Origin of the sequence: Corallococcus sp. BB11-1, from assembly GCF_026626625.1 — a bacterium.
Classification (GTDB): Bacteria; Myxococcota; Myxococcia; order Myxococcales; family Myxococcaceae; genus Corallococcus; species Corallococcus soli.
Map to the genome: position 1 here is coordinate 89,911 of NZ_JAPNJY010000025.1, position 10,531 is coordinate 100,441.

General features: G+C 71.9%; 8 protein-coding genes. 2 read left to right on the forward strand and 6 right to left on the reverse strand.

The window, feature by feature from the left end:
• Positions 1 to 2 precede the first annotated feature (2 nt).
• Genes OV207_RS20315 through OV207_RS20335 form a run of 5 tightly spaced genes read right to left on the reverse strand, consistent with a single transcriptional unit; the run spans position 3 to position 5,278 of the window.
• On the reverse strand, positions 3 to 1,241 hold the full coding sequence (locus OV207_RS20315; RefSeq protein WP_193348588.1) for an ABC transporter permease: 1,239 nt from the start codon (positions 1,239 to 1,241) through the stop codon (positions 3 to 5).
• Positions 1,238 to 1,999, reverse strand: a complete 762-nt coding sequence (locus OV207_RS20320) for an ABC transporter ATP-binding protein (protein ID WP_324291547.1) — start codon at positions 1,997 to 1,999, stop codon at positions 1,238 to 1,240. Before OV207_RS20320 ends, OV207_RS20315 begins: the two co-directional genes overlap by 4 nt.
• The gene (locus OV207_RS20325; protein WP_193348586.1) at positions 1,996 to 3,261 is read right to left on the reverse strand and encodes an efflux RND transporter periplasmic adaptor subunit; all 1,266 of its coding nucleotides are present in this window, start codon (positions 3,259 to 3,261) and stop codon (positions 1,996 to 1,998) included. Before OV207_RS20325 ends, OV207_RS20320 begins: the two co-directional genes overlap by 4 nt.
• Positions 3,258 to 4,583, reverse strand: a complete 1,326-nt coding sequence (locus tag OV207_RS20330) for a TolC family protein (protein ID WP_267556776.1) — start codon at positions 4,581 to 4,583, stop codon at positions 3,258 to 3,260. The genes OV207_RS20325 and OV207_RS20330 overlap by 4 nt, the downstream gene beginning before the upstream one ends.
• On the reverse strand, positions 4,580 to 5,278 hold the full coding sequence (locus OV207_RS20335; RefSeq protein WP_267556778.1) for a YIP1 family protein: 699 nt from the start codon (positions 5,276 to 5,278) through the stop codon (positions 4,580 to 4,582). Before OV207_RS20335 ends, OV207_RS20330 begins: the two co-directional genes overlap by 4 nt.
• A 218-nt stretch (positions 5,279 to 5,496) precedes the next feature.
• On the opposite strand from OV207_RS20335, the gene OV207_RS20340 reads away from it, so the two are divergent.
• Complete coding sequence (locus OV207_RS20340; protein ID WP_267556779.1) at positions 5,497 to 8,073, forward strand: AAA family ATPase; 2,577 nt, start codon at positions 5,497 to 5,499, stop codon at positions 8,071 to 8,073.
• Between the two features lie 74 nt (positions 8,074 to 8,147).
• Positions 8,148 to 9,032, forward strand: coding sequence for a Rossmann-like and DUF2520 domain-containing protein (locus OV207_RS20345; RefSeq protein ID WP_267556849.1), 885 nt, complete (start codon positions 8,148 to 8,150; stop codon positions 9,030 to 9,032).
• An 88-nt stretch (positions 9,033 to 9,120) separates the two neighbouring features.
• Here OV207_RS20345 and OV207_RS20350 read toward each other — a convergent pair whose 3' ends face one another.
• Entirely contained in the window at positions 9,121 to 10,443 is a 1,323-nt protein-coding gene (locus OV207_RS20350; RefSeq protein ID WP_267556780.1) for a hypothetical protein, read from the reverse strand.
• Between the last annotated feature and the right edge of the window lie 88 nt (positions 10,444 to 10,531).

Sequence of the window (10,531 nt, forward strand, 5' to 3'; positions counted from 1 at the left end):
GCCTATTCGTAGCGGAGCGCTTCCACGGGGTCCAGCCGCGCGGCCCGGGCCGCCGGCCAGATGCCGAACAGCAGGCCCACCAGCGCCGCGAACGCCACCCCGCCCAGCACCGTGCTCGGCCGCACGTCCGCCGCCAGCGGTGTCACCAGCGACACGAGCTTCGCCGTCCCCAGCCCCACCGTCGTGCCCAGCAGGCCCCCCACCGCGGACACGCTGGAGGCCTCCATCAGGAACTGGATGACGATGGTGCGCTGCCGCGCGCCCAGCGCCCGCCGGACGCCAATCTCCCGCGTCCGCTCGCGCACCGACACCAGCATGATGTTCATGATGCCGATGCCGCCCACCAGCAGCGTGATGAGCCCCACGCCGGTGGCCACCGCGTAGAGCGCCCCGGTGAGCTGCTCATAGGTGGCCGCGAGCGTGTCCGGCCGGTTGATGGAGAAGTCGTCCGGCACGCCCGGCGGCGTCGAGCGCACGCGCCGCAGGATGCCGACGAGCTGGTCCTCCGCCTGGTGGATCCGCCCGGCGTCCGCCACCGCGATGGCGATCTGCATGGGCCGCCCCTTGCCGAAGCTGGAGTTGAAGGTCTTGAAGGGCATGTACACGGCCAGGTCCATGTTCTCCGACACGACCTTGCCCTTGCGCCCCAGCGTGCCCACCACCTGGAAGGGCTTCCCGTCGATGCGCACCGTCTGCCCCAGCGGGCTGACGCTGGGAAAGAGCGTGGCCGCCACCTCCGCGCCCAGCACCGTCACCGGCCGGTTCACCTCTTCGTCCGCGCGGGTGAGGAAGCGGCCGGACACCACCTCGTAGTTGCCGATGGTGAGGTAGTCGCTCCACACGCCGTTGACGCGCACGTTGGAGACCTGCATCGCGCCATGCGCCACGTCCGACGTGCGCAGCACCGCCGGGGAGATGGCGGTGATGAAGTCCGCCTGCTGGCGCACCTGCGCCACCTGCTCCAGCGTGAGGTTCTTGCGGTTGCGGAACACCCACCAGTTGCCCTTGATCATCCAGGGGAACTTGGAGACGTAGATGGTGTTCGCGCCCAGGGTGGCCAGCTGCTTGTCGAACGACGTGTTGAGCCCCTGGATGATGCCGACGATGGCCAGGAGCGTCGCAACGCCAATGCCGATGCCCAGCGTCGTGAGCACCGTCCGCATCCGGTTGGCGCGCAGGGAGAACACCGCGATGCGGGCCCCCTCCAGCACGTCCACCCGGAAGCGATGACTGAACTTCATGCGTGGCCCACCTGTGGCGGCAGCACGCCGGTGCCGCCCAGCGCCACCTCCGGGCCGGGCCCGTCCGCGATGATCTCACCGTCGCTCAGGCGGATGGCCCGGGGACAGCGCGCCGCCAGCTTGGGCTCGTGCGTGACGAGCACCAGCGTGTGGCCCGCCTGGTGGAGCTGCTCGAAGAGCTTGACGATCTCCTCGCCGGTGGCCGAGTCCAGGTTGCCCGTGGGCTCGTCCGCCAGGAGCATGGAGGGCTCCGACACCAGCGCCCGCGCGATGGCGACGCGCTGGCGCTGACCGCCCGACAGCTCGTTGGGCCGGTGGTGCATGCGGTGCGTGAGCTGCACCTTGTCCAGCGCCGCCTTCGCCCGCTCGCGCCGCTCCTTCGCGGGCATGCCCCGGTACACCAGCGGCAGCTCCACGTTGGCGAGCGCCGTCTCCCGGGGGAGCAGCTGGAACGTCTGGAAGATGAAGCCGATCTCCACGTTGCGGATGACGGCCAGGTCGTCGTCGTCCATGCGCGACACGTCCTTGCCGTTGAGCATGTAGCGGCCGCTCGTGGGCGTATCCAGGCAGCCCAGCACGTTCATCAGCGTGCTCTTGCCAGAGCCCGACTGGCCGATGATGGCCACCCATTCGCCCCGGTTGATGCCGAAGGTCACGCCACGCAGCGCGCGCACCTCCTCGCCACCCACGAAGAAGGCGCGCGTGAGCGCCTCCACCAGGATGAGGGGGCCGCTCTCCGGAGCCGAAGGGGTCGTCACGACTTGCGCCCGCCCTTCCCGTCGCCCGCGGGCACTTCCGGCTCACGCACCGCGTCCCCGTTCGCCAGCTCCTTGGACAGCGTGCGGTAGGGGCCCTCCACCACGCGGTCCCCCACCTGGAGCCCCTCCAGGACCTCCAGCTCCGTGTCGGAGGCGATGCCGGTGCGCACGCGGCGCACCTGGGCCTTGTTCTCCCCGTCCACCACGAAGACGACCTTGGCCAGGGTCTCCGTGCGGCGCTTCGCGGTGAGGGCGGCCCCCTCCACCGGCGGCTGGTAGTCCGGCAGCGAGCGCTCGGAGCGCACCGTGACGGCCTGGATGGGCACCAGCACCGCGTCCTGGTGCGTCTCCGCGCTGATGCGCGCCTCGGCGCTCATGCCGGGCAGCACGCCGGGAGGCCGCGCGTCCAGGGCGACGGTGATGGGGAAGCTGGTCACCTCCGCCTCCGTGCCCGCGTTCTTGATGAGCGCCTTCTGGGCGATCTCCACCACGGTGCCGGTGAAGGACTGGCCCTCCAGCGCGTCCAGCGTCACCTCCGCGGGCTGGCCGTACTTCAGGTGCACCACCTCGTGCTCACCCACCTCGAACTTGACCTCCATCTGGTTGAGCGCGGCGATGGTCATCACCACGTCCTCGGAGAAGTCGGAGCCGCGCACGCGCTCACCCACCTCGCGCGACAGCTCGATGACGTTGCCGTCGATGGGCGACAGGAGCGTGGTGCGCGACAGGTCCGTGGCGGCCTGGTCCAGCACGGCGCTGTTCTGGGCCACGCGCTGCCGGGCGGCGGTCAGGCGCGCCTGGGCGGTGTCCACCAGCGCCTTGGTCACCTCCACCTCCGAAGCGGCGGCGAGCCCCTTGTCCGCGAGCCCCTTCACGCGGGCGAGCTCCGCGCTCTGCCGCGCGACCTCCACCTCCGCCACCTGGACCTCCGAGCGGGCCGCGTCCCTGGACGCCTGGGCCTGCTTCACGGCCGCCTCGTAGAAGCGCTTGTCGATGCGCCCCAGCACCTGCCCCTTGGTGACGGGGTCGCCGTCCTTCACCTGCAGGGCCACCAGGTCCCCGGACAGGTTGGAGGAGATCTTCACCGTGGTGGCCGCCTGCACCTTGCCCGCGCCCGTGATGGTGCGGGTGATGGTGCCCTTGCGGGCCTTCGCCACCTGGACTTCCTGCGTCGGGGGCGGCCGGTCACGCAGACCGCCCACGGTGATGGCCGCCGCGCCGAGCATCAGCACGCCGGCGATTGCCGCCTTCCACCACGTCATTGTGAGTCTCCCGGGTTCAGCGTGCCCGTGGCCCGGAACAGGGCATAGCGGGCGATTTCGACATCGATGCGGCTCTGGAGCAAGACCAGCTCCGCCTGCGTCAGCTTCAGCTGCGCGTCACGAACGTCCAGCGTGGAGCCGGCCCCGGCCTTGAAGCGCTCCTCGGCCAGCTCCAACCCCTGCGCGGCGGCCACCCGGTTGGTGGTCGCGAGCTTCGAGGAGGCGAGCTGCCCCTCCAGCGCCTGGTGCGCCCGGCGCACCTCCGCCTCCAGCTCCCGCCCCGTCTGCGCAAGCGTCAGCTCCGCCTTGCGGATGTTGGCCTGGGCCCGCGCGGACTGGGCGTCGGTGAGGAAGCCGTTGAACAGGTCCCACGTCAGGGTGATGCCGCCATTGAAGGTGTTGCCCAGGCGGGCCTCGCTGAAGAACGGGCCCAGGTCCTGGCTGGTGTGGTCATACCGCGCGCCCAGGCCCACCCGCGGGATGTAGTCCCCCTGCACGATGGCGCGCTGGAGCTCCGCCACGCGCACGCGCTGGACGAGCGCGCGCAGCAGGGCGCGGTGCTGCCGGGCCTGCTTGAGGGCGTCGTCCAGGGCAGGCGCGGGCGCGGGCTCCTGCTGGAACACCCCGGGGTCCACGGCCTGGAGGATCTCGGTCCCGGGACGGGCCAGCCACACGGCCAGCTGCGCCTGGTCCGCCACCAGCTGCATCTGCCGCTGCACGACGTTGATGCGGTCGTTGCCCAGGTTGACCTCCGCGGAGATCTCCTCGGTCTTGCCCACGCGGCCCGCCAGGAAGAGCGCGCGCGAGCGCTCCACCTGCTCCTCGCTGCGCGTCACGGTGGCATTGAGCACGTCCAGCGTGGCCTGCGACAGGAAGAGCGCGAAGAAGCGGCGGATGGCCTCCAGCTCGGAGGTGTCCGCCTCCTCCAGGGCCAGGTTCTTCGTCGCGTCCACGTTGACGCCCGCCTGCTCCAGCTGCTTCCAGAGGCCGCGGTTGTAGATGACCTGCGACAGGCCCAGGTTCGCGTTGTAGCTGTCGGCGGTGTTGGAGCTGCTCTCCACCTCGCGCGTGAGGACCTCCGTTTCGGAGATGGGGATGGTGACGACCTGCCGGCGCCGGCCCAGGTAGTTGAGGCTGGGGCCGATGCCGAACTGCACCTGGGGCAGCAGGCTGGAGCGCGCCGCGCGCTGGTCCTCCTGCGCCACGGTCACGTCCAGCACGGCCTGCAGGGCCTGGGTGTTCTTGCGGCCCAGGGTGCGCGTCTCCTCCAGCGTGATGGGCGTGGCGGTGAGCAGCGCGGTGACGACGAGGAGGGCGTTCACTTTCCACCGCCTGCGGGAAGTCCGATGAAGAAGATGCCGGCGTACATGACGTAGAGCACCAGCGCGAGCAGCAGCGACCGGCCCAGGCGCATCCCGGTGGCGGTGGAGAAGCCCACGCCCAGCAGGCCCACGCTCCACAGGTTGAAGAAGTCCACCCCGCGCAACACCCGCTCCATCTTCGGAGACAGGCCGCTCAGCAGGGCGAGGTTGGAGGGCACGAGCCGGGCGGCGCGCAGGTCCGTGAGCGAATACTGGAGGCTGGCGCACACCGCGTAGATGAGGTGGTAGAGCGCGATGGGCAGCAGGGCCACCGCGGCGGCGGCCATCAACTGCCCGAAGGACGCGGGCCGGCTGAAGAGCCAGGCGCACACCCACAGGACGCACGCCAGCATCAGCACGGACATGGGCATCGCGAGCAGGCCCTTGGCGATGCCGCCCACCAGCGCCTTGCGCGACGCGGTCTGGATCTGCTCGGCGATGTCGGACTCGGACACGGTGGGCGCGCCGACGTCCGTCGGGAGGGCGCCCACCACGGAGGCGGTCGCGTCCCAGCGCAGGGCGTACGCGGTGCCGGAGGCGGCGACGCACAGGGCGAGGATGATGAGGGGCCAAAGCCAGCGGCGGGCCTCGACGGCGGAGCGCGTGCCGTCGAGGGGGTCCACGAAGACGCGCGCCGGTTGAACAAGGGAGGTCATAGGGATGGGTTCTCTGGGCGGATTACGCAGCCCCCCCGGAGTGATTGCCCGGTCCCCTTGAATTGACTCGGGAAACGGGCAGGCAGCCAATCGAATTCCGGCGGCGAGCCCAGCTTTTAGCGCGCCTTGCATCCATCCTGTAGCGGTCTGTAGCCTAAATTTTGCGGCGGGGGCCCGGACGGTGTATTCCGCTCGGCTGCACGCTTGCCGGAGCATGAATGGTCGACAGCACGGATCTCGCCCAGGTTCTTCATGAGGCGCATGACATCGCTCGCAGCGTCGCCCAGAAGCCCACGTCGGCCCATGTGCTGCTTGCGCTCTTCACGGTGGAGAACCGCGCCCAGCTCCTCCTGAAGGAGAAGGGGGTGGACGAGGACGCGCTGCTGCAGCTCATCACGGAGGCGCCGGCGGAAGCGGGCAGCGTCGTGAACGAGCTGACGGCGCGCGCGCGCGAGCTGGCCAGCAACTCGCGCTCCGGGGAGGCGGACTGCCTGCACCTGCTCATCGCCATCATCCGCAAGCGCTGCGCCGCGTCGGACCTGCTCGCGCGAACGGGCATCGACCTCATCTCGCTGTCCAACACGGCGCTGTCCTACTCCACCAGCGGCGGCGTTCCGCGCCGGCTCCAGCCGGGCTACGGCCAGGCGGTGACCACGCGCGCGCCGGTGAGCCGTCCGGTGGGCGCGCCGCCCTCCCCCCTGCCCTTCTCCACCCTGGCCCTGAGCGTGCCGCGCCCGGCCCCGGTGATGACGCCGCCCGTCACGGTGCCGCCGCCGGCCGCCCGGATGACGCCCGCGCTGTCGCCGCGAGACCTCATCGACGTGGACGAGGACGACGCGTCGCAGGCGGCCCCGCCCGAGCAGGCCATCCCGCCGATGCCGCGCATGGCGCCTCCGGCCCCCGCGGCGCCGGTCGCCCGGGCGACGCCGTCCGCGCCGCCGCCCGCGCCCATGGCCCCCGTTTCGCGTCCGACGCCGCCGGCCCCCGCGCAGGCGAAGGGCGGAGCGCTGACGCTGGATGCGAAGGCGTTCCCCATGCTCACCTCCCTGGGCCGCAACCTGAGCCAGGCGGCGCGCGAGGGGAAGCTGGACCCGGTGGTGGGCCGCGCGCGGGAGGTCGAGGAGGTCATCGACATCCTGGGCAAGCGCCGCACGAACAACCCCTGTCTGCTGGGCGAGCCCGGCGTGGGCAAGACGGCGGTGGTGGAGGGCGTGGCGCAGCGCCTGCTGGGCCTGCGCGGCACGCTGGCGGAGAAGATCCTCGTCGAGCTGGACATGGCCACGCTGGTGGCGGGCACGCAGCTGCGCGGCTCGTTCTCCGAGAAGCTCAACGCCCTGAAGGAAGAGGTGCGGCGGGCCGAGGGGCGCGTGGTGGTGTTCATCGACGAGATCCACACCCTGGTGGGCGCGGGCTCCACGGGCGACGGCCCGCAGGACGCGGCCAACGAGCTGAAGACGGCGATGGCGCGCGGCGAGTTCCCCTGCATCGGCGCGACGACGCACGACGAGTACCGCAAGTTCATCGCGGCGGATCCAGCGCTGGAGCGGCGCTTCACGTCGGTGACGGTGAACGAGCCGTCGGTGCCGGAGACGGTGGAGATCCTCAAGGGCATCATCGGGCGCTACGAGGAGCACCACGGCCTGCGCTACCTGCCGGACGCGCTGGAGGCCGCCGCGTCGCTGGCCAGCCGCTACGTGACGGACCGGTTCATGCCCGACAAGGCCATCAGCGTGGTGGACCTGGCAGGCAGCCGCTGCCACCGCGAGGGCAAGCACCGGGTGGAGGCGGCGGACGTGGCGCGGGTGGTGGCGAAGCTTGCGGGCGTGCCGGAAGAGCGGCTGCTGATGAACGACTCGGCGCGGCTGCTGCGGCTGGAGGACGACCTGGCGCAGCGCGTGATCGGCCACGGCGAGGCCATTGGCCGCATCGCGCGGGTCATCCGGCGCAACTACGCGGGCTTCGCGTCGCGCCGCCCCATGGGCAGCTTCCTCTTCCTGGGCCCCACGGGCGTGGGCAAGACGGAGATGGCGCGGGCGCTGGCGGAGGTGCTGTTCGGCAACCGGGACGCGCTGGTGCGCCTGGACATGAGTGAGATGTCCGAGTCCCACGGCGTGTCGCGCCTCATCGGTTCGCCCGCGGGCTACGTGGGCTTCGGCGAGGGCGGGCAGCTCACGGAGCCGGTGCGCCGTCGGCCGTCGTCGGTGGTGGTGCTGGACGAGATCGAGAAGGCGCACCGCGAGGTGCAGATGCTGCTCCTCCAGGTGCTGGAGGAGGGCCGGCTGACGGACGGCAAGGGCCGCCACATCGACTTCTCGAACACGGTCATCGTGATGACCACGAACCTGGGCGCGGATGCGTTCTCGCGCACGGGCCGCGCGGTGGGCTTCGGCGCGGCGGACGCGGCGGCGGGGAACGCGCTGGACCTGGCGTCGGACACCGCGCGCAAGGCCCTGCCCCCGGAGCTGTGGAACCGCATCGATGAGCGGATGCCGTTCCGCCCGCTGGTGGAGCTGGAGGTGGCGAAGATCGCCACGCTCATCCTGGCGGAGAGCAGCAAGCGGCTCGCGACGGAGCGCGGCATCGTCTACACGGCGGGCGCGGACGTGGTGGGGCACCTGCTCAAGTCGGGAGGCTTCGATCCGCAGCTCGGCGCGCGGCCGATGCGCCAGGTGGTGCAGCGGCTGGTGGAAGGCCCGCTGGCGGAGCGCATCCTCGCGGGTGAGTTCGGCGCGGGAGACCGCGTGCGCGTCGCGGTGCAGGCAGGACAGCTCCAGTTCGCCCGGGACGCCGCCTGACGACGCGGCGGCGAGTCCAGCGGGGACGCGCGGGTGATGGAGCGGGCTCCTCCGCTCCGACTCGCGCGGGACGCATCCCGAAGGCGAAGCGCGCCCCGGTCGTCATCGTCGGTGCGGGGCGCCTGGGAGGCGCGCTCGCGCTGGCGCTTCAAGCGAAGCGCTGGCCCGTGCGCGTGTACTCGCGCGACGATGCGGGCCGCGAGCGCACCCGGGCCCTGGGGTTGAAGCCAGCGACCCCTGGCGACTTGAAGAAGGCGCGCGTCTGCGTGCTCTGCGTCCCGGACGCGGCCGTGCCCACGGTGTCACAGGCCCTGTCGAAGGAGCTGCCTCGCGCGGTGGCGCTGGTGCACACCGCGGGCGCCTTGCCGCTCTCCGCGTTGAAGACGCAGCGGGGCCGGACGGTGGGCTCGTTCCATCCGCTCTGCGCCGTGTCCTCCGCGCGCGACGCGCTGGTGGGCCACACGGCCGCCATCAGCACGCGCTCCCCTGCCCTCCGCGCACTGCTCCAGCGCATGGCGGAGGACGTGGGCTTCGCGGTGATCGACGTGCCGGAGGCGCACCGGGCCGCCTACCACGCGGGCGCGGTGCTGAGCGCTGGCGGACTGGTGGCCCTGGCCGACGCGGCCGTGGGCGCGTTGGGTGCGGCGGGCATCGAACCCGAAGCGGCGCTGAAGGCCCTGCTGCCGTTGATGCGTTCGGCGCTGCGGGGCGCGGAGGCGCGCGGACTCTCCGGCGGGCTCACGGGCCCCATCGTCCGGGGGGATGCGGGCGTCGTCGCGGCGCACCTCGCGGCGCTGCCAGAGGACATCGCCCCGCTCTACGGGCGGCTCTCACGACGGGCGCTGCGGCTGGCCTCGGACCGCCTGCGTCCGGAACAGCGCGGCGCGCTGGAAGCCGTGCTCACGGAAGTGGACCTGCGACCAGCCACCCGGAAGAGCGCGGCGGTCCGGCAGCCCTGACCGCGAGCCGCGACTCCTGGGCCTCCAGGAGTCGCGCTGCGTCCCGCCGGCCCGGGCGTGTTCCCCAGGCCGGCCTTCCCCACGGGGACTACGTGAGGATGATGCGCGAGCCCTGGAGGGCGCGGCGCACGACGGCCAGGGCCTGCTCGGACGCGGCCTCGGCCTCCGTGAGGCGGCGCAGGCAGACGTCGCCCGGCACCGACACGGAGCGCTTCAGGTCCGCCAGCAGCGTGAGCGCCGCCTGGAGCATCTCCTTGCCCTGCGGGGACTCGGCGGCCGGCTGACCCGCGGCCGTGGACACGTGCGCCGTGAAGCGCTGCACCGCGTCCATGGTCGCGTTCGGATCGTACTTGTCCAGCAGCGGCTTCAGCCGGTCCGGGTTGATGCGGATGAGGCGCAGCGCGCCGACCTTCTGGAAGGCCGGGTGCACGAGGCCGATCTCCGACATCTCGAACGCGCCCAGCAGGCCCTCGTCCGGCGCCCGGTGCGCGTGCGGCACCACGTCCACGAAGAGCGCCAGCGGATCCGCGCCCTGCTTGAACGCCGCCAGCTCCTCTTCATCCAGCGGCGGGAAGCTCGCGGGCGTGCCGATGAAGAGCAGCGGCAGCACCACGTCGTGCCAGAACTCCTCCGGCGCGGAGCCCGTGCCACCCACCGTGGCCACCAGGTGCGTCATCAGCTCCGCGAGCCGGGGGGCGCGCTCGGCCTGATCCGCCAGCGTCTTGCCCACCTCCATCCGCTGGAGCGACGTGACGATCTGCCCCTCGAACTGCTGGCGCGCCTCGGGCGGCAGCGGCGGCTGGGTGCGGCCCAGCGCGTCGCGCACGTCGCGCGCCAGCACGTCCGTGGTCGTCTCCAGCGTCTGCTTCGCCTTGGCCGAGTCCACCACGATGAACTGGAGGAAGCCCGGGTCGAACAGGCGCTGGTAGTCCGTGGGCGCCAGCTGCTGCGGCTGACCGCCCAGGGCCTGCGCGGGGTTGGCGCCAAAGCGCACCTGCCCCAGCGAGCGGCGGATGTCGCTGGCCAGGTCGTCCAGGCGCGTCAACTTGCCCTGCGACATCGCGTCCATCACCGCGCCGAACGGCGACAGCATGATGATGGCCTGGGGGAAGCCCAGCGACGCGCCCTCGGGGGAGTCGCGGTTGGGGAACCAGAAGGCCTGGTGCTCGGAGATGAGGCGCAGCGCGAAGCCGCCCGCGAGGCCCAGCGCCGCGGCCTGGTGCTCCGGCCGGTTCGGGTCGAACTTGCCGCCCAGCAGCTGGAGGACCGTCTTCTCCACGTCCGCCCAAGGCACCTTCACCAGGTCGACCGGCTTGCCGTCGGCCTTCTCCAGCGCCGCGGTGAGCTGGAGCTGCGCATTGTGGACATGCTGCGGAACGGGGAGCGCCTGCGGCTCGGCGGGTTCGGACATGAGAGGGTTCCTGTGAGAGAAGCGACGCGATCCCTTACCGTGAAAAACGCGTTCGTGGCCACGATTTGTGGCCGCTAGGATGCCCGTC

What these genes read in the sequence shown, in the direction of transcription:
- OV207_RS20325 (WP_193348586.1), bottom strand. Translation starts at nt 3,261, where the DNA reads ATGACGTGGTGGAAGGCGGCAATCGCCGGCGTGCTGATGCTCGGCGCG.
- OV207_RS20315 (WP_193348588.1), bottom strand. Translation starts at nt 1,241, where the DNA reads ATGAAGTTCAGTCATCGCTTCCGGGTGGACGTGCTGGAGGGGGCCCGC.
- OV207_RS20335 (WP_267556778.1), bottom strand. Translation starts at nt 5,278, where the DNA reads ATGACCTCCCTTGTTCAACCGGCGCGCGTCTTCGTGGACCCCCTCGAC.
- OV207_RS20340 (WP_267556779.1), top strand. Translation starts at nt 5,497, where the DNA reads ATGGTCGACAGCACGGATCTCGCCCAGGTTCTTCATGAGGCGCATGAC.
- OV207_RS20350 (WP_267556780.1), bottom strand. Translation starts at nt 10,443, where the DNA reads ATGTCCGAACCCGCCGAGCCGCAGGCGCTCCCCGTTCCGCAGCATGTC.